18 protein-coding genes are annotated in these 18,555 nt (G+C 65.3%); 4 read left to right on the forward strand and 14 right to left on the reverse strand.

Annotated elements, in window-relative coordinates; genetic code table 11:
- On the reverse strand, nt 1-1,074 hold a 1,074-nt coding region (locus VKI00_RS16150), incomplete at its 3' end, for an acyl-CoA dehydrogenase family protein (RefSeq protein ID WP_324439051.1).
- A gap of 23 nt (nt 1,075-1,097) precedes the next feature.
- Nucleotides 1,098-1,256 carry a hypothetical protein gene (locus VKI00_RS16155; RefSeq protein ID WP_324439053.1) on the reverse strand — a complete coding sequence of 53 codons (159 nt, stop codon included), beginning with the start codon at nt 1,254-1,256 and terminating at the stop codon, nt 1,098-1,100.
- Between the two features lie 447 nt (nt 1,257-1,703).
- Here VKI00_RS16155 and VKI00_RS16160 point away from each other — a divergent pair, with 447 nt between their 5' ends.
- Nucleotides 1,704-2,534, forward strand: a complete 831-nt coding sequence (locus VKI00_RS16160; protein WP_324439055.1) for an SDR family NAD(P)-dependent oxidoreductase — start codon at nt 1,704-1,706, stop codon at nt 2,532-2,534.
- A 126-nt stretch (nt 2,535-2,660) separates the two neighbouring features.
- On the opposite strand, the gene VKI00_RS16165 is transcribed toward VKI00_RS16160, so the two are convergent.
- The 3 genes from VKI00_RS16165 to VKI00_RS16175 all read right to left on the reverse strand — a co-directional run bounded on the left by VKI00_RS16165 (nt 2,661) and on the right by VKI00_RS16175 (nt 5,458).
- Entirely contained in the window at nt 2,661-3,908 is a 1,248-nt protein-coding gene (locus VKI00_RS16165; protein WP_324439057.1) for an alpha/beta hydrolase, read from the reverse strand.
- A gap of 108 nt (nt 3,909-4,016) precedes the next feature.
- The gene (locus VKI00_RS16170; protein ID WP_324439059.1) at nt 4,017-4,523 is read right to left on the reverse strand and encodes a DUF2505 domain-containing protein; all 507 of its coding nucleotides are present in this window, start codon (nt 4,521-4,523) and stop codon (nt 4,017-4,019) included.
- A gap of 116 nt (nt 4,524-4,639) precedes the next feature.
- Nucleotides 4,640-5,458, reverse strand: a complete 819-nt coding sequence (locus tag VKI00_RS16175; RefSeq protein ID WP_414687218.1) for a lysophospholipid acyltransferase family protein — start codon at nt 5,456-5,458, stop codon at nt 4,640-4,642.
- Nucleotides 5,459-5,799: 341 nt separating this feature from the next.
- On the opposite strand from VKI00_RS16175, the gene VKI00_RS16180 reads away from it, so the two are divergent.
- The 3 genes from VKI00_RS16180 to VKI00_RS16190 all read left to right on the forward strand — a co-directional run bounded on the left by VKI00_RS16180 (nt 5,800) and on the right by VKI00_RS16190 (nt 7,596).
- Nucleotides 5,800-6,216 carry a hypothetical protein gene (locus VKI00_RS16180; RefSeq protein WP_324439125.1) on the forward strand — a complete coding sequence of 139 codons (417 nt, stop codon included), beginning with the start codon at nt 5,800-5,802 and terminating at the stop codon, nt 6,214-6,216.
- Between the two features lie 61 nt (nt 6,217-6,277).
- Entirely contained in the window at nt 6,278-6,904 is a 627-nt protein-coding gene (locus VKI00_RS16185) for a hypothetical protein (protein ID WP_324439061.1), read from the forward strand.
- 176 nt (nt 6,905-7,080) lie between these two features.
- On the forward strand, nt 7,081-7,596 hold the full coding sequence (locus tag VKI00_RS16190) for a hypothetical protein (protein WP_324439063.1): 516 nt from the start codon (nt 7,081-7,083) through the stop codon (nt 7,594-7,596).
- 51 nt (nt 7,597-7,647) lie between these two features.
- Here the strand turns inward: VKI00_RS16190 and VKI00_RS16195 are convergent, their stop codons facing one another.
- The 9 genes from VKI00_RS16195 to VKI00_RS16240 all read right to left on the reverse strand — a co-directional run bounded on the left by VKI00_RS16195 (nt 7,648) and on the right by VKI00_RS16240 (nt 18,473).
- Nucleotides 7,648-9,375 carry an MlaD family protein gene (locus VKI00_RS16195; RefSeq protein WP_324439064.1) on the reverse strand — a complete coding sequence of 576 codons (1,728 nt, stop codon included), beginning with the start codon at nt 9,373-9,375 and terminating at the stop codon, nt 7,648-7,650.
- Nucleotides 9,375-10,589, reverse strand: a complete 1,215-nt coding sequence (locus VKI00_RS16200) for an MCE family protein (RefSeq protein ID WP_324439127.1) — start codon at nt 10,587-10,589, stop codon at nt 9,375-9,377. Before VKI00_RS16200 ends, VKI00_RS16195 begins: the two co-directional genes overlap by 1 nt.
- 23 nt (nt 10,590-10,612) lie before the next feature.
- On the reverse strand, nt 10,613-12,013 hold the full coding sequence (locus tag VKI00_RS16205; RefSeq protein ID WP_324439129.1) for an MCE family protein: 1,401 nt from the start codon (nt 12,011-12,013) through the stop codon (nt 10,613-10,615).
- Nucleotides 12,013-13,128: an MCE family protein gene (locus VKI00_RS16210; RefSeq protein ID WP_324439066.1), complete on the reverse strand. Its 1,116-nt coding sequence runs from the start codon at nt 13,126-13,128 to the stop codon at nt 12,013-12,015. Before VKI00_RS16210 ends, VKI00_RS16205 begins: the two co-directional genes overlap by 1 nt.
- On the reverse strand, nt 13,128-14,153 hold the full coding sequence (locus VKI00_RS16215) for an MCE family protein (RefSeq protein ID WP_324439068.1): 1,026 nt from the start codon (nt 14,151-14,153) through the stop codon (nt 13,128-13,130). The genes VKI00_RS16210 and VKI00_RS16215 overlap by 1 nt, the downstream gene beginning before the upstream one ends.
- Nucleotides 14,150-15,337, reverse strand: a complete 1,188-nt coding sequence (locus tag VKI00_RS16220; RefSeq protein WP_324439070.1) for an MCE family protein — start codon at nt 15,335-15,337, stop codon at nt 14,150-14,152. The genes VKI00_RS16215 and VKI00_RS16220 overlap by 4 nt, the downstream gene beginning before the upstream one ends.
- 11 nt (nt 15,338-15,348) lie before the next feature.
- Nucleotides 15,349-16,194, reverse strand: a complete 846-nt coding sequence (locus VKI00_RS16225) for an ABC transporter permease (protein WP_324439072.1) — start codon at nt 16,192-16,194, stop codon at nt 15,349-15,351.
- Between the two features lie 13 nt (nt 16,195-16,207).
- Entirely contained in the window at nt 16,208-17,017 is an 810-nt protein-coding gene (locus tag VKI00_RS16230; protein ID WP_324439074.1) for an ABC transporter permease, read from the reverse strand.
- 520 nt (nt 17,018-17,537) lie between these two features.
- Nucleotides 17,538-18,473 (reverse strand): alpha/beta hydrolase, encoded by a 936-nt coding sequence (locus VKI00_RS16240; protein WP_324439076.1) that lies wholly within the window; start codon nt 18,471-18,473, stop codon nt 17,538-17,540.
- Nucleotides 18,474-18,555 lie beyond the last annotated feature (82 nt).

Here is an 18,555-nt window from a genome sequence, read left to right on the forward strand (position 1 = left end):
GTAGGGCCGGGTGTAGCCGTAGCCGCCGTGGGCCTGGATCGCTGCCTCCGCAGCGGCGTTGCCGGCCTCGGTGGCCATGTACTTCGCGATTGCCCCTTCGGTGTTCAGCGCGCCGCCAGCGCCCTCACCAGCGTCGATGCGTGTCGCGGTGTCCTCCAGAAACGCCCGCGCCGCCTCTAGCCGCACCGCGTGCGGCACGATCAGCTTGTGGGTGAAGCCCTGCTTGGCCGACAGCGGAGCACCGCCCTGCACGCGGGTCTGCGAGTAGGCGATCGCCCGGTCCAGGGCCTCCCAGCCGCCGCCCAAGCCGAACGCAGCGACCATCACCCTGGTGTATCCGAAGACCTGCTGGGCCTGAAGGAGACCGTGGCCTTCTTCCCGGCCGATCAGGTTCTCCGCCGGCACCACCACGTCGTCGAGGAACAGCGCGGCGGTGTTGGACAGGCGGATACCGTGCTTGTCTTCTGGTGGCCCCGTTGAGAAGCCGGCGGTGCCCTTCTCCACGATGAACCAGGACGGGCCGCCGGGGGCCAGTGCCAGAACGGAGTAGACATCGGCGATGGAGCCGTTGCTGATCCACTGCTTGCGCCCGTTGAGCCGGTATGCGGTCACCTCGCCGTCGGTCTCGACCGGGGTGGCTGTCGTCGTCATGGCGCCCAGGTCGCTGCCCGCCTCGGGCTCGGTGGCGCCGTAGGCGAACAGGATGCCCTCTTCGGCGATGCGCCCGAGCCATTCCTTGCGCTGCTCTGATGTCGCGCCGACCAGGATCGGGTCGGTACCGAGGAACGTCGCGAAGACCGAGGTCGCGACGCCGATATCGACGCGGGCGAGCCTTTCGCATACCCGGTAGGAGTCGAATGCGCCGCCGCCCAGGCCGCCGTACTCCTCGGGGATGAACACCAGGTGCACGCCAAGCTCGTCGCCGCACATCGCGCGGATGGTCTCTTCTGGACAGACGTCTTCGCGGTCGAGGTCGAGTCGGCGCTGGTCCGGGAGGGTCTCGGCGATGAAGTCGTCCAACGAGGACAGCATCATGTCCAGGCTGTCCGGGTCCAGCCCGACGTTCGTGGTCATTGCTTCCTCCCTTCCATGCCGACTCAGCCCATGCGCGTGGCGATTTCGTCAATCACGGCGGGGATCAGGGCATGCCGCCGGGTTCGTCGCAGTTGATCTTCCGCGCCGAGTGCAACCTCCAGACGGCGGTATCGCCTTGACGCCGCCCGAATAGTGACCGCGCCGGCGATCGGGTTGGACATGTCTAGTTGCATGTGCCCCGTGGCCTGGTGGTCACGACCGCTCGGACCCACGCCCCGAGTGTGCCCCCTCTTAATGTGCGCCACGGAGGGTCTTTGGCCCTCGTTTGGCGAGCACAACAGCACTACATGTCGAACAGATAACCCGCGCCGCCACCCGTTGCCACCCGGCGCTGACGGCCTTACTGCCAGCGGCCCACGCGCAGCCACAACTTCCCTGGAGTTCCCTGGAGCACCGTGAAACGTCGTGGGCCTGGTTTCGCGGGCGGACGCTGGCCCACTGCGAGCCCCCAGTGTTCATTGCAGTGCGGGAGTTCCGCCCTAACTAGGAGTGCGCGTTCCAATAAGCTGCTGTCGTGATGTACACGCGGACACGCCGCCCATGACCGTGCTACCACTCCCGATCCCTAGCGTCGGCGTCGGAGCTATCACGGACCGGGTAGTCGTCTGATGCGGGTCATCGTTACTGGCGGTGACAGCGGCGTCGGCAAAGCGACCGCTGCGGCGCTGGCCGCCGCCGGTCACAGCGTGGTAATTGCTTGCCGGACGATCCCGAAGGCCGAGCAGGCCGCCGCAGAAATGGCGGGCGACGTCAAAGTGGGTCACCTCGATCTCGCCGAGCTGCCCAGTGTGCGAAAGTTCGCCGACTCCGTTAAAAGCGTTGACGTACTGGTTAACAACGCCGGCGTGCTAGGTCTGCCGCTGACCCGCACCACTGATGGTTTCGAGGCGCACATGGGCATCAATTACCTCGGCCATTTTGCCTTGACGTGCCTGCTCGGGGACAAGATCAAGGACCGGGTTGTCGCAGTGAGCAGCGCGGCGTACGTCTTCGGCCAGATCCACCTCGATGATCTGAACTGGCACACCCGCGAGTACGCGATGTGGGCTGCTTATGCGGAGTCCAAGCTGGCCATCATGCTCTTCGTCAACGAGTTGGCGAGGCGAGGCATCCGAGCCTATGCGTGCGATCCCGGTGGCGCAGATACCAACATCGCCCGGTACAGCACCGGTGTGCTGCGCTGGTCGGCCGAGCACCGCGCGCTGCCGTTCCTGGCGCAGACCGCTGCCAGCGCGGCGCGGGCCAGCATCCAGGCGGTCACGACGGAGCTGCCCAGCGGAACCTATCTCGCACCCACATTCAAATTTCGTGGCAAGCCCAAGGTGACAACACCACGTAAGAAGGCCCGCGACGCAGCCATGGCGCGTCGGTTGTGGGACCTCTCCGCCGAGCTGACTGGCTGCAACTGGCAGGAGCGCCCGACTCCGGTGGGTCCCTAGCCGAGGAGACCTTCGGCCCTATCTGTCGCCACGGCTCTTCCTTTCGCACCTCAGGGCCAACGTCGGCCACTTTCCGGTGGGCTGACTGCCGACGACAGCGCGGCCGCCCCTGCTATCGTTGGCAAGCTATCGTTTCGTCGCGTACACCGAGGACAGGAACCGAGCGACCGCGTCAGCGGCGTAATGTGCGCGCGCCGAGCCCATGAAGTCAAAGCCGTGCTGCGCGTTTCGCAACTCCGCGTAAACGACGGGGGATTTCGAGACGGCGCGCAGCGCGGCGACGAACTCGCGCGCTTCGCCGACCGGGATGATCGAATCATCCCGGCCGTGCGCCACGAAAAACGGCGGCGCGTCAGGCCTCACCCGCCGGATCGGTGATGCGTCGACGTAGATGTCCTGGTGCTGGCGGAAGGGCTTCTTCACCACAAATTTCTCCAGGAACGCGATGAACTCCCGGCGGCCGTCTCCGTGGGTGCTGACCCAGTCGTAGCGGCCGTACATCGAGATAGCCGCCACCACCGACGTGTCGGAATCTTCGAATCCGGGCTGAAACCGCGGGTCGTCCGGGGTCAACGCGGCGAGTGCAGCCAGATGGCCGCCGGCTGAGCCACCGGTGATCGCGACGAAGTCGGGGTCGCCGCCGAACGATGCGATGTTCTCCTTCACCCATGCCAGTGCGCGCTTGACGTCGATGATGTGGTCAGGCCAGGTGTGCAGCGGGCTGACGCGGTAGTTCAGCGACACGCAGATCCAGCCGCGGTCGGCCAGGTGGCCCATCAGCGGGTAGGCCTGGGGGCGGCGCCAACCGATCACCCACCCGCCGCCCGGCACCTGCACCACCACAGGCGCTTTCCCGTCGCGCGGCAGGTCAACGCGGCGCCATACGTCGGCCAGGTTGGCCCGGCTGTAAGGTCCGTAGCGCACAACGGAGTCCTTCTCGACGTAGCGGCGGCGCATCAGTGTGGTATGCACCGCGCTGGGCCGCCTCTGGGAAGGTGTGACCGGAAGGGTCGCCAGTAAGTCGGTGTAATCAACGCCGAGTTCCTCGCCTAGCGCGTCGAGCCATTCTGGGCGTGAGGCCACGCCGCGCCGGTAAATCGCCGCCAGGATGGCCCAGCTCGCGGCGGTCAGGGCCAGCGCGGCCTGGCCGCGGCGACCGGTGAAGTCGCCGCGGCGTGCGCGGCGTACGGCGTCGATCATCGAGGCGGTCATGAACAGGTGGGGCACCTCGGTGGTACGCCAGCCGAACCAGAAAGCCAGGAAGGTGGCGTAGCCCTTGCGTCCGAGTGGCCGAAATGCGTTGAGCGCATGAACCAACTCGACTGCCGCACGCACGAGCGGGCGGCGCTGCCGCAGCCTCACCCTAGTTCCCATCGCCCCGGTACTGCTTGCAGCGTGTTGCGGACGTCTTTGCGGGTATTGCTGCGCCACAACTCGCGAAGGGGCGACGTGGCCCACGGGCCGCGAGTTCCCCCGCCGGAGTCAGGCATTCCCGTTGATCCACGCCATCGTGAAGCGGTGCGTCTCGGCGATATGCTCGGGCACCTTGCTGCCGATGTGGCTCTCGATCTTGCCGCCGATAAAAGGGACTCTGATCTCCACCGTCGTGGTGTACTCCAACCTTGAACCGTCTCGAGCCGGCGTTAGCAGAGCCTCGGTGAGCACCGATAGCGGCACGCCCGGCGCCGTAGTGCTGGTCTGGCCGCGAACCGGGCCACCTTCAACCGGAGTCCACTTCTCGTGGCGCACCATTTTCACATCGCCGCGGCGCAACTGGGTGACCATCTTGGGCAGCCGATCACCAAAAACGCTAAGCGTGGTGGCCACGGTCACGGTGCCGTCGCCCTCTACGATCGGCGAATCCGGGATGTCAGTGCCGACGTCGTATTGACCCAGCCGCGCCAGCCAATAATCCTCATCGCGCAACGCCGAATGAAATTGTTCGCATCCGAACGGGGATTCGGCTGACCAGCTGACTGTACGCGGCATAGCCGTCACGCTACCGCCTCGGCTGGCGCTCGAATCCCGCTGTGCTCAAGGTGCACGGGCGAGACGCGGTGGGCGCACCGAGTGTGCCTCAACCGGGCGGGGTTCGGTCGACGCAGTCAGCCCAGTATCGGGAAGCGGCGCTTGGCGGCCAGTTCGTCGAGCGCCTCTTGCATCACTTGACGCACATACTTGTCGACGCCATCGACGTCGGGATGATCATTGAACTCTCCGGCGATGTCGATAGGCGGGAGCAACTGGGTCACGATCTTGGTCGGCAACGGCACGTTAACCGATACCACGAAGTTGAGCCCGAACGGGAAACCGAAGGTGATCGGCATGACGTCGGTTCGGGTCACTTTGTGCCACAGCTTGTTCAACCGAAGTGCGTGCAGCAGCCGGGTGCCGCGAGACAGGTAAATCTCGTTCTCCTGGCCGCCGATGGACACCACCGGCAAGATTGGAACTCGAGCCGCGATGGCCGTGCGGGCGTATCCGGTGTGGCCGCCGAAGTCGATGACGTTCTCAGACCGGCTCGGCCGGTAGACGTCGTAGTCACCGCCTGGGAAGACGAGGACTAAGTGGCCGGCCGCCAGCGCCTTCTCGGCGTTGCCGGGGGCGGCGTGGATGACGCCGAGGCGCAGCAACAGGTCACCTTGCGGGCCGTGGAATATGGCGTCGTGGGCTAAGGAGTAGATCGGCCGGTCGTAACCGAACTTGTCGTAGAAGTCGACAACGAACACCTGCCAATCCATCGCGAATTCGCCGCCGGAGTGGTTCGACACGAGGAGACACCCCCCGGGCGGAATGTTCTCGAGGCCATGAACCTCTGAGCGGTAATACCGCTTAACGATCGGCCGGAGCAGACCAACCGCGATCTTGGTCATGCCAGGGTCCCATTTTGGGATTTCCACACCGTCGATGTCGGTCTCGCTCACGGCTACCCCTGTTCGCGGACTGCGGCTTGCCTGATGGTAGCGGGGCCAGGATCAGTTCACGTGGTTTTCTGCCCGGTAACTGTTCTCTACGGGTTAAGTGGTGCGGTTGGCCGCGCCAGGGCAGGCCAGCTCGACCGCGTTGGAACCGGGCCGGAAACCGGCCCAGCTCGCCCGGGGCTGATGTTCTGCCCGCGCCGGGGAGAGGGTTATCGGGAGAAATCGCGGCGACCTGAGAATTCAGCGCAATTCCGCGGCAACGCAGCATATATTTGGCCGATCGATGGGTTCGTTGGCGAGCGGAGGGGAGCGTGAAGACGCTGACACTCGGCGTTGCGCTCACGGTGGCTGCGGTCGCGGTCGCGCCGGTTGCCCGAGCCGAGTCGCTTGGCAACTACGAACTCCAGATCGAGGGCAGGTACGACTTCCACACCTGGGTGTGGGCTATGAGTCCATGCGGTGGCTCGCTCAAATCGCCTGAGGGATGTGTCCACGTGCTCGCTATAGCCAGACCCATAGCGAAGGCGTTCAACTACCAAGGGGATGTGTGGCTCGCCAATGGCCGGTACACATTGACCGTCGATGTTCCAGATGGTCTGCGCTGCGGTGACATCTACTATGGCCCCGTCATTCCCACGCACGACGTCTACTCATGGGATGCCGCGACGCTGGCTGGTTCCCTGGACTCCTCATTCGCAACGGGCTGCGATGGTGCGCCAGCCGGGACCTACACATACCCGTTCACGCTGTCGCGTTTGTAGGTCAGGGAGCGCAACGCAGAGCTCTCCCTCTGCCACGATATGAAGCGACAAGGAGGCCGTCATGCCGTCGCGGAAGCGTCCATCCGAGGCGCTCGCCGCCCACCACGGTGATGCCCCGCGGGAGGTCACCGATTCCGATGGCGGACAACCGTCCTCGGAGCCAACGGGCGAAGCGCCGGCTTCGCTCGAACAAGCGGGGCTGCGTCGCCCGCGATGGAAAGCCGTGGCTGTCGGCGCCGCCATCGTGCTCATTTGCGCATCGCTCGGGGCGAGTGGCTATATGGTTTGGCACCACCGGACCGTCTTGCGGGAACGACACCTCGCCGCAGAGTTCTCCGCCGCGGCCCGGCAAAGCGTCGTGACGCTGATGTCGGTTGATCCCGATAAGGCCAGGGAATACGTGCAGCGTGTCATCGACAACTCCACGGGTAATTTCAAGGAGGACTTGCAAGCGACCGCAGACGATTTGACCAGGACGATGGAGCAGTCAAAGGCCAGCACAAGGGTCAACGTCGATGCGGTGGCTGTCGAATCCATGACCGACGACTCGGCGGTTGTGCTTGTCGCAGCGAAATCCGATCTGACAGATTCTGAACACACAAAGCGGGATCCGGGGTCGTGGCGAATCAGCATCACCCTCAAGAGGGACGGCGGCCAACTGAAGATATCGAAAGTCGAGTTCGTCTAGTGACAGTCGACGACGATCCCGTTGACGACCCCGAGAACGTTTCGGTAGCTGGTGCTCGAACCGGTGCTGGGTCGACGGCGACGGTGTTATTCTCCAACCCTGAGGATGCTGCTACCACGACAAGGGTAATTGCAGGATGAACCTCGTCGACACCGGAGCGTTTTGAGGACCAGGTAATGCGCTCGGTCGGTGCGATAGCGGGGCCAACTCTGTTGGCTGCCGCCGTAGTCGGCGGCCTGGGCACAGCATCGTCAGCAACCGCAACCGATGATGGTGCCCTGAACGGGACATACCTGGCCACTTCGAACGGCGAGTGGGCCCAAACGAACGACAGCTATCACGACGAGGCGACCGTCAGGAGCACATGGACCATCACCTCGACGTGTACAACTCCGCAGGACTGCGCCGGACGGGTCACCAGCGACGCGGGGTGGAGCGCCGACCTGCGCAGGTCGAACGTAGAGTGGACCGTCAAGCGAGATATCCCGAACTGGGAGCCGTGTGCCGACGGCACCGCGTACACCGGGGCTCAGGTTTATAGATTCTATTCAGCGGATGCGAGCGGCGGCCAGACTTCTCTGGGCTCGACAACTTTGATCGGCGAGGACAAGACGACCGGCCCGAGCGGCGCCTGCGGCAGGAATCAGTGGCTTACCGTACGGATGCCGTTCAAGCTGGTCAAGATCGCGTGACGGGTTCAATTCCTCACGAACGTGGGCGCCACGCCTGCCCGATGCTCGGGGCTATTTGGCCAGCAGGTCCTGCCACGTCTTGGGCGGCCCCGACGTAACCAGGTTTGTCTGCCGATAGATTTGGCCGTCCGGACCGAAATACTGACCGGTGCGCGGGTCGTAGTGGGCGACGGTGACCGATGGTCCGGGTCCAGACCCGCCGACCTCGAACGAACTCGGAGCCGCCGGCGGCACGCCGCTTTGCATATCGGTCGGCGGCGGCGGACCGTTCGCCGGCGCCGGCGCCGGCGCCGGCGGTGGCGGGGGACCCGCGGCACCGTCCGGCGGTGGCGGCACGGTGGCCGTCGGCGGTGGAACACTTTCGGCGCTTCCGGGTGCTTCTGGCGCCGGAGGTGATCCCTGTGGTCCCGGCGGCGGGGGTGCTTGCGGCGCGGGAGGTGCGCCCAGCGGCGTCCCCGGCCCCGGAGGCGGTCCCATAGGCGTTCCTTCCACCGGGGCATATTCATGGTCACCAAAGGTGACGCGGTCGTCGGGCGGGATGCCCTGCGCGATGAGGTTCGGATCCAGCGGGTAGGGACCGAGCGCATGTTGCCTCATGGCCAACGGTTCGTACGGCTTGTCGCTTTCGCAGATTTGGACGGTCGGCGCACGCTTGCCGGGCTGCCCCATGCAGGGGTAGTTCCGCGCGCCGCGCACCACGACGGGTGAATCCTGCGGCAATTTGCAGTAGAGCCCGTCGGGCGTGTCGATCGTGGTGGTATCGGCCGGAGATCGCCACTGCGACGGCGGCAGGAAGCCGACCGAACACCCCGGCGGATCACCCAACGTGAGAGCGAACTCGCCGATGGGAAGACCGGTTGGGTTGCTGGTACTGGAATATGACTGAGTACTCGAAATAGACGGCGGTAACAGCATCAGTAGTTGCTCCAGCGACGCGTTGTAGGTCACGGCGACCTGGCCGATGGTGGTGAGGTTGGCGAGCAACACCGGCAGCGTGGGTTTGACCTGGTTGAGCAGACGCGAGACCTCTTGGGCGAACCCGGGCCCGGTTTGGAGCAAGGTACGCACCTGCGGGTCGTTCGTCACCAGCTGCCCGGTGACCCCGGCGAGGCTGCGGGCCCAGGTCCTGATCGCGTCGGTGGTCTGCTCTTGTGAGTCCAGAAGCGGCCCGAGGTCCTCGAAAAGGGTCCGGGTGCGACCGGCGACGGGTTTGAGGTCGCCGGAGACCGTGGCCGCCGAGTCGAGCAGCGACCCGAGGTCGTAGCCGGCCCCGTTGAAGCCCTTGAACGACTCATCGAGCAAGGCGCTGAGCTTGTCCTGCGGAATGCTGCCGATCAGCGCGCTGACCCGGTCCAGCATCGGCCCCACCGGTTGCGGGATGGTGGTGTCCCGCATGGCGATGACCGAGCCGTCGTGAAGGTAGGGCGGCGAGTCGGTGCGCGGCCTTAGATCCACGTACTGTTCGCCTACTGCGGAGACGCTGCGCACCTCCGCTTGTAGGTTCGCCGGGATCTTGGGCGACGTGCCAAGGGAGAGCGTCGCCTGCGCGTCGTTGGGCGTGAGCTTCAGCCTGGTGACCTCGCCGACCTGCACGCCCCGGTAGGTGACATTGCTGAACCGGTACAGGCCACCGGCGGCGGGCAGTTGCAATGTGACGGTCATCCGGCCGACGCCCAGCAGGGTCGGCACCTGCATGTAGACGAAGATCATCACGAGCACACCGATGGTCCCCACGATCGTGAAGATCGTCAGCTGGACCTTGACGAAACGCGTCAGCATCAGCCGCCCCCGGTGTCCAGTGGAGCCAGTGGCGGCAACGCGCCGGTCGGCGCAGCGCCCGCAGTGGGTGGCGGCGGCGTCGTAGCGGCAGGCGGCGCCCCGTCAGGCGGGGGACCGCCGGGCGGCGGGGGCGGCACGCCAACTGCGAGCGGATCGTAGGTGTACTGCTGATAAAACGGTTCCCCCGGCGCCGGCACCAGCGGCGCATGCAGTTGACCCCAGCGGGTGCCCAGGAAGAGTGTTCGCTTGAGTCGGGGAACCGTCAAATCGGCCACGGCGTACAGGTTCAGGTAGTCCCCTTTGACGCCTCGGTCGATCAGGTTTTGGCTGTAGGGGAACGGGGTAAGCGCGTACGCGATGGCGGTGTCGAGATCCGGTCCGACGTCTGCCAGCGCACGGATCGTCGGCTCCAGGTTCTGCAGGTTTTTTACCAGGTCGGCCTGGGTGTCGTTGACAAGCCCGGTGGCGGTGTCGCCGAAGACGCGCAGCTTGTCGAGTGCCTCCGTGATGCGTGGCCGCTCTCTGATCAGCACCTCCAGCGCGGGCGGTATCTTGCGCAGCGCCTGCGTGATGACGTCGCGCTGTGCGGCGAACGTGCCGGCCAGCCGGTTCAAGCCCTGGATGGAGGCGACGATGTTGTCGCGCTGTTGGTCCAGCGTGCCGACGAAGGTGTCCAGGCGAGTCAGCAGATCCCGGATCTGCCCTTCGCGCCCGGACAACGCGGCGTTGACGTTGTGGATGATGTCGCCGATCTGCGCGAGCCCGCCGGAATTGATCACGACCGACAGCAATGCCAGGGTCTGCTCCGTGGACGGGTAGGTCGACGACTGGTCCAGCGGGATCGTGGCACCAGGCTCGAGCCGCCCGCGCGGCGCCTCGCCGAGCGGGGGATTGAGCTGCACATGCATGGATCCCAGCAGACTGGTCTGCCCGACCGTGGCCACCGCGTTGGCCGGTACCACGACATCGGGCTTCACCGACACTTCAACGTCGGCGTGCCAGCCCTTCACCGTCATATTGCCGACGCTGCCGACTACGACGTCGTCGATCATCACCGGCGAATTCGACTCCAGCCTGACGACATTCGCGATCTCGACGTGGTAGATGCTCGCCCCCGGGCCGCGTCCCACCGCACCGGGCAGCGGTAGCGAGTTCAGGCCGTGAAAGGCGCATCCGGTCGCGGTCAGTATGACGCAGGAGCCGATGACCAGCAGCCCACGTGCTTTGACCCGGCCGGTCACGATGGCGGCCTTTCCGCCGGCAGCAGCATGTCCGGCAGGTTGGCCGCGGTAGGCACCGGTGCTCCCGGGTACAACGCCGGTGACGGAGACGCGGGCAAAGGTGCATACAGGCCGGGGGCCATCGGAGGCAGGCCCGCACCACCCCACCCCGGCGGCGGCGGCACATCGCCGTTCAGCCCGGTGTAAGCCGACACGGCAGGAGGAATCTCGGGTGGCCGAGGCTTCGGCCCCGCACTGCCGGGCGCCAGATTGGGCTCGGAGTACACGATGTCCTGCGGGTCCATCGACGGCATCAGGTACGGGCTGACCGGAAGCGGAACGTAATTGAAGTTGAGCAGCCGCAACGCGGGCCCGAGGTACTGCGCACACAGCTTCGCCGTTTCGGGCGCAGTGGCGTTTTCGACGGCGCCGATCGCCGAACACAGGAACTGCAGGGGACTCGAGAAGTTGTTGAACACGAACGCTCCCACGTCATCTCCCGTGTCGGCGTTGTAGAAATTGTAGTAGTTCGCAAACGCGTTCGCCGCAACGTGAAGTACGTTCTCGAGATCGATCTTGTGATCGGCCACGGTCTGTGTGACGTTGGCCAACCGCTGAATCGACTCGCTGGTCTGGTCGCGGCTTCCTGCGATGAACCGCTGAACCTCCCCAACCGCAACCGACAGATCCGTCAGCGCCGCGTCCAGATCGGACCTATTGTCGTTCAGCACGCTGGTGAGCGTGGCGAGCCGGTTTTGGAACTGCACGATCTGTTGGTTGCTGTCGCGAAGTGCCGTGACGAAGGTCTGCAGGTTTTTGATGATGTCGACAATGTTGCCGCTGCCGTCGGCCAGGATCCGGCCCACCCCGGACAGCTGGGCCAGTGTTTGCCTGAGCTTGTCGCCATTGCCCTGGAGCGCGTCGGCGGAGCTCTCGATGAACCGACCGACCGAACTGGTCGACACATTGCCGGTTGGTCCCAAATCCGTTGCCAGCCGGGCGAGTTGAGCTTTCACCTCATCCCACTCGACGGGCACCGCCGTACGCTCGACCGGAATCACCGCGCCGTCGCGCATCGTGGGGCCGCCCGACCGGTACGGCGTGAGCTGGACGTAGCGCGACGCGACGAGATTCTGAGCCACGATCACCGCTTTCGCATCGGCCGGAATCGGCACGTCGCGGTCCACTTTCATGGTCAGCTTGGCCTGAGTGCCCTCAGGCTGGATGGAAGCGATCCTGCCGGCCTTGATGCCGGAGACGCGCACGTCATCGCCGGGATAGATCGCGGTGGCGGTGGTGAAATAGGCGGTGATCGTCTTCGGCCGGAAAAACGTCTGGTGGACGACGAAGATCGCCGCCGCCACGATCAGGCCTGCCAAGACGACCGCCACGGCGGCCAGCAGTCGGTTGCGAGACATCATGGCTGGCCCCCTGGGTGGTCGAACCATGGACGGTCTCCGGGCTGCGGAATTCCGTTGTAGGGGAACGGGAGCTCTGCCCGTGGCCCGGCGTTGTCGGGTGGTTGCCCCGCGTTGACGCCCCTTCTGAACCCGAACGCATAATCCAGGAACGGCTGAAATAACTGCGCAGGCTGCAGATTCGGCACGTACGCCTGGTAGTACGGGCCGCTAGCCACCGTCTCGCCCTGGGTGCCCTCGAATTTCGCTAAGCGTGGCAGGAGCTTGCCGATATTGTCGCGGTTCTTTTCCAGCATCGCTATCACCGAATTCAGCTTCTCCAGCGTGGGTGCCAGCTTCTGTTCGTTGTCGGCCACCAACCCGGACAGCTGTTTGGCCAGCGCAGACGTGTTGGCCAGCAGCTGGACGATCGTGTACCGCCGGGCAGCCAGCACCCCGAGCAGATCGTTGGCGTTGAGGATCAGCGTGTTGACCTGCTGGCTGCGTTCCGACAGGATCCCCGTGACATCGCCGGCATTCTTGAGAAGATCGCGCAGTGGTTGGTTCCTGCTGTTGAGGGACCGCGATAACCGGGTCAGCCCATCAAAGGTCGGACCGAGTTGCGGTGCGATCTGATCGATGGTGGCCGACAGGGTGTCAAGGGACTGGTTGAGCGTTTGGGTATCGGTGCCGGCGACGTTCGTCGTGAGGTCGCTGAGCGCCTCGGTCAGCGAGTACGGGGACGATGTGCGCGAGAGCGGTATCACGTCGTTTGGGCGCAGTGTGCCCGTGCCCGCGGATTCCACGGTGAGTACCCGCTGGCCCAGTAGCGTCCCGGTGCGGATGTGCGCGGAACTGTCCGACCCGAGCTGAATCTTCGCACGGACGGTGAACGTTACCAGCGCATAACCGTTTTGCAGCGAAGTGTGCGACACGGTGCCGACTTTCATGCCCGAAATCGTCACGTCGTTTCCCACGGCGAGGCCGCCGGCTTCGTCGAACAGCGCCTGGTATCTGATCGCCGTCGCCAGCGACACCAGCCGGTCGGGCGATAGACCGACCAAAATGACGAGCACCGCCAGGACTACGCCGATGAATCCCGGTCGAACGAGGTTGGCTCCGCGGTATCTAAGCATCAGGGTTCCGCGCACCTCCCGCCCTCTTGCTTGGTCCAGGGAAAGACGACGGTCCGGCCCTGAAGATCGGTGGCCCGGAAGGATATTCCACAGACGTAGTAATTGATCCAGCTGCCGTACGAGCCGAGCCGGACGAGTTTCCGGAGGTTCTCCGGTGTCTTCTGCAGCTGAACGTCGATGCGATCCTTGTCCTGAACGAGCAGCGGCGCGATCCGATTCAGCTGGTCCACCGTGCCGGCCAGCGGCGGGCGGGCATTGGTCAACAGGTCCGCCAACGAGGCGGTCGCGTTGTTGAGGGAGTCGATCGCGGCGCCGATCGGATCGCGGTCGGCCGACAGCTGGGTGATAAGGCGCTCGAGGCGGTCGACCGTCTGCGAGAACTTATCTCCGTCCCGGGCGATCGTGGCCACCACCGTGTTGAGATTGTCGATCAGTTGCTCGACGACTTGGTTGTTGTCGGCCAAGGTGTTCGAGAACGACGATGTTCGCGACAACAGAGACTCCAGGGTGCCGCCTTCGCCCTGAAATATCTGCAGCAGCGACGAGGTGAGCGCATTCACGTCTTGCGGGTTCAGGCCCTGGATCACCGGTTTCAGTCCGCCCAGCAGCAGGTCGAGGTCCAGTGCCGGGGCCGTTCGGTCGACCGGGATCTGCGACCCGGCCGGCAACACCGTGGTCGATCCCGGACCGTCGACGAGTTCGAGATAGCGATCGCCGGTCAGGTTGAGGTAGCGCACCGCTGCTTTGGTGCCGGTGGTGAGCACGATGTCGCGGTCGGCGTCGAACTTCACCAGCACCGTCTTGTCCGGGCGCAGCGACAGGCTGTCGACCGTGCCCACCCGGATGCCGGCGACCCGCACCGTGTCTCCGCCCTTGAGGCGCGACACGTCGGCGAACACCGCCGAATATCCGTTGGTGGAACCGGTGCGGTACTGGCCGAAGATGAAGAACAGGAAGGTAGTCAACACCGCCATCACGACCCCGAAGGCCCCCAACTTGATGACCGTTCGCCGTGCGCCGGTCATCCTGGTTGCCCGATCTGTGCGCTGTTGCGTGGTGGCCCGGGGATCGGCCCGAACAGCCACTGCTTGAGGGCGTCGGAGTTGAGCAGAATGCCCTGGTTTCCGTACTGCGTGGGGTTGGCGCCCACGTCCATGACGACGAACGGCGGATGCGCCTCCATGGGCACCTTCGGAAGGTCCTGGCACTGCGGACCGCCCGTCGCCGCGACCTTCGGCAGGTCCCGCGGGTACCGATACCGGTCGATGCCCAGCGTGAAACTGACCGACACGACCACACCCGGCAACGGCAACGGCGGCGCCTTGGCCAGCGGCACAAGGCCGGCGAGCCCGCAGTTCAGCGCTTGGTTGTACCGGTTGGTGAGATCGGTCGTCGGTACCAGCAGATGCAGGACATCAGTCAGCGCCTGCCGGTTGGTTCCGAGCACGTCGTTACCGATGTCGGCCAGGCCGATGAGACTGACCAGCAACGCGTCGAGGTTGCGTTGCTCATCGACGATCGTCTGGCTCACCCGCGTCGCATTGGCGGCGGTTCGGATGAGGTCCGGCGCCGCATCGGCGTACGCGTTGAACACGTCGGGCGCCACGGCGAGGTCGTGGCTGAGCGCCGGAAGACTCGGGTCCACGGTGGCGAGAAAATCGTCCAGGTCACCGAGTGTCTGGCCGAGCCTGTGGCCACGGCCGTTCAGCGCCGTCGCGATCGCACCGAGGGTCTCATTCAGCTTTGCGGGGTCGATCTTCGACAGCACCGACGAGAGTTGCTCGAACACCGTGTTGATTTCGACGGTGACGTGTTGGGCGTCGAGCACCTGTCCGGCGTGTATCGGCTGCGGCGCGGGGTTGGCGGGAGGCATCAGCTGCACGTACTTGGCGCCGAACACCGTCGGCGATGTGATTTCCACGAGCACATTGGCGGGAATGAGGTGTAACTGGGACGGATCCATCGCCAGGTGGAGGGCGGCTTGCCCGTCGGGCAGCGCGTCGATCGAGGCGACCTTGCCCACCTCGACACCGCGCATCGTCACCCGGGCGTTTGTGTTCATCACCAGGCCGGCCCGCGGCGACAACACGGTCACCGGCGCGGTTGGGGTGAAACTGCCCCGGAACGCACCGACGGCAAGGGCGATTATTGCCGCGATCGTGATAATCGTCGCCAGACCCGCCAGCGCGGGCCCGATACCAGGTCTCATCGGCTCTCCCCCTAGCCCGACAGGTGGAAGTTGCCGTTGGTGCCGTAGACGACAAGCGAAATAAGCAAAGTTACCGAGACCACGACGACGAGTGAGGTCCGCACCGCATTGCCCACCGCGACACCGACGCCGGAGGGTCCGCCACTGGCGTAATAGCCGTGGTAGGTGTGCACCATCAGGACGGCCAGCGCCATCAATATGGCCTGCAGGAACGACCACAGCAAGTCGATCGGGTTCAAGAATGTCCGGAAGTAGTGGTCGTAGAGGCCGGCGGACTGCCCGAAGAGGATCACAGTCACACCTCGGCTGGCGACGAACGAGAGGATGACGGCGATCGCGTACAACGGCGTGATCGCGATCAGCCCGGCAACGATCCTGGTGCTGACCAAGAACTCAACGGAGCGGATAGCCATGGCTTCCAGCGCGTCGATCTCTTCGGCGATTCGCATGGCGCCGAGTTGTGCGGTCACGCCGGCTCCGAACGTGGCCGCCAAGCCGATTCCCGCGACCACGGGTGCCGAGATGCGGACGTTGATGAATGCCGCCAAGAACCCCGTCAACGCCTCGATGCCGATGTTGCCCAGCGAGCTATACCCTTGGACCGCCAGCGTGCCGCCCGCTGCCAGGGTCAAAAACCCAACGATCACCACCGTTCCGCCGATCATCGCCAAGGTGCCTGCACCCATGCTGATTTCGGCGACGAGCCGGGTGATCTCACTCCGAAAGTGAACGGCCGCGTATGGCACCCCACGAATCGCCCTGCCGAAAAAAATTGTTTGGTTGCCGGGTTTGCTCAGCGCGCGGATCGGCTTCTCGGCTTGCCGCGCAAGCCGCGGATAGACAGGTCGCAGCGTCACAGGATGCCCTTCCTCACTTGGCCGTCATCTTGATGCCGACGGCGGTGATAACCACGTTGACGACGAACAGCAACATGAACGCGTACACCACGGTTTCGTTCACGGCGTTGCCCACGGCCTTGGCGCCCCCGCCGGATATGATCAGGCCGCGGTAGCAGGCCACCAGGCCGGCGATCATGCCGAAGAATGCGGCTTTCACCCCGGAAATGATCAACTCAGGGATACCGGTCAAGAGGGTGATGCCCGCGACGAACGCGCCCGGGTTGACGTCTTGGACGAAGACCGAAAAGACGTAGCCGCCCACGACGCCGACAATGACCACCAGGCTGTTCAACAGCAGGGCTATCAGCGTGGATGCCAGCATGCGGGGAGTCACCAAACGCTGCACCGGATTGATGCCCAAAACCTCCATCGCATCGATCTCTTCGCGAATCGTGCGCGAACCCAGATCCGCGCACATCGCCGTGGCGCCTGCTCCCGCGATGACCAGGACCGTCACCAGCGGCCCAACCTGCGTGACCGCACCGAACGCCGCACCGGCACCGCTCAAGTCGGCAGCACCGAGCTCGCGCAGCAGGATGTTGAGCGTAAAGCTGACCAGCACCGTGAGTGGTATTGCGACCAGCAGCGTAGGAGCCATCGAGACTCGGGCCACGAACCACGACTGGTCCAGGAACTCGCGCCACTCAAACGGCCGGCGGAAGACGAACCTCAGCGCATCGAACGACATCAAGAACAATCCTCCGACGCCCTGCATCGGCCTGGACATGTCTCGCCCTGATATGAGACCCCGGGGCCAGCGGTCCGATTGTTTACTCGCCATTGGCCCCAGGTCCTTCCAGAATCGTCACCGCTGCCACCGCGGCCGCGCCACCGAGGTTGTGCGCCAAGCTGATTCGAGCGCCCTCGACCTGATTGCAGGCGCTGCCGCGCCGCTGTTCGAAGTCCGGCGGCGAACACCACTGCGGCCGAACCGTCGCTCTAGGCGCACAGTCGTAGCGGCCGAACGGGGCACTGTTATCGGCGCCTTGAGGAACTGGTCCATGGTGACCTCGTCTCCGTTGGACCCGCAATTATTACTCATGGCCGTCTCTTTTCGGGCTCGAATGAGTAACCTTGATCTGGGACTCAAGATCTCACGGCCACTCGACGAAGGGTGCCCCTCCTGAAGCGTCGCGCCATCACCAGTAGCCGCGGTCGGACCCAGGGCGAATCTGACGACACCTCACGCGCAACGACTTACCGGCCCGCGCCGTGGGGCCAGTTCGTCCCGAATGTGCGTGGGAATGTTGCGCACCGTGATGGCCGCACGGCGTGGGGGTGGAACGTGCCGACGGTTCGGCTCAGAGGAACGAGCGCATGAAGCCGAGGATCTCGTCGACAGCGGCGAAGCCGCCGAGGTGGCTCTCGCCGGGGCGCAGGATGACCTCGACGTCGGGCAGGTAGGAGGCCGCGACCTTGGCGGCCTCGAAGGACACGAGAGGGTCGGCGTCGCCGTGCCACCACCGCACCGGCGCCTTCACGTCGGCCAGCCGGAAGCCCCAGTCCCGCCCGAACAGGCGGAGGTCGTCGACGAGGGCCTGGAAGCGGCCCCGGGAGGTGAGGGCGATGTCGTCGATGAACATCGCCTGGATCTCGTCGTCGGCGAAAACCCGTCGGTCGGCCTCGGGCATAATCCTGGACACGCCCCGGTAGGCCCAGTGTCCGAGCGGGACGATGGGCAGCAACCCCCCGGCCACCAGCGCCGCTAAGGGTCGGCGCAGGCCCGACAGCATCGGGGCGAAGCGGCGGGTCAGGTCGACGGGGCCGGCGCCGGTGGCGTCCGGGCCGACCGACGGCGTCACGCCGCCCACCACGGCCACGGCCGCGACGCGACCGGCGAGCGCGGACGTCCCGGCGCAGGACAGGGCGTAGGGGCCGCCGCCGGAGAGCCCGATGACGCCGACCCGCTCGGCGTCGAGGACGTCGGCCACCTGGGCGGCGTCGGCGGCCCAGTCGGCCACCGCGTTGTAGGGGTGCGGGTCGGACAGTCCCGACCCCGGCCGTTCCACCAGTACGACGCGCAGGCCGAGCTGCTCGGCGGCGCGGCGGCCGAGCAGCGGGTACTGGCGCCGCCCGCCGGGGGTGCCATGGAACCACAGCACCACCGGGCCGGAGGGGTCCCCGTACTCGGCGTAGCCGAGCCGGCGGCCACCTGTGAGATGGAAGCGCCCTTCGGCGCGCGGCTTTTCGATGCGGGGCACGCGGAAGGGGTGCCGCCAGGGGTTGTTCGGGCTCATTGGTCCTCAGGGGCTCCTTGTAGCCGGGGGGTTGAGCAACCCCCGGATTTTCCCCTCATTCTTTTCCCATTTTCTGCTTTGT

Origin of the sequence: Mycobacterium sp. (assembly GCF_035314665.1) — a bacterium.
Taxonomy (GTDB): Bacteria; Actinomycetota; Actinomycetes; order Mycobacteriales; family Mycobacteriaceae; genus Mycobacterium.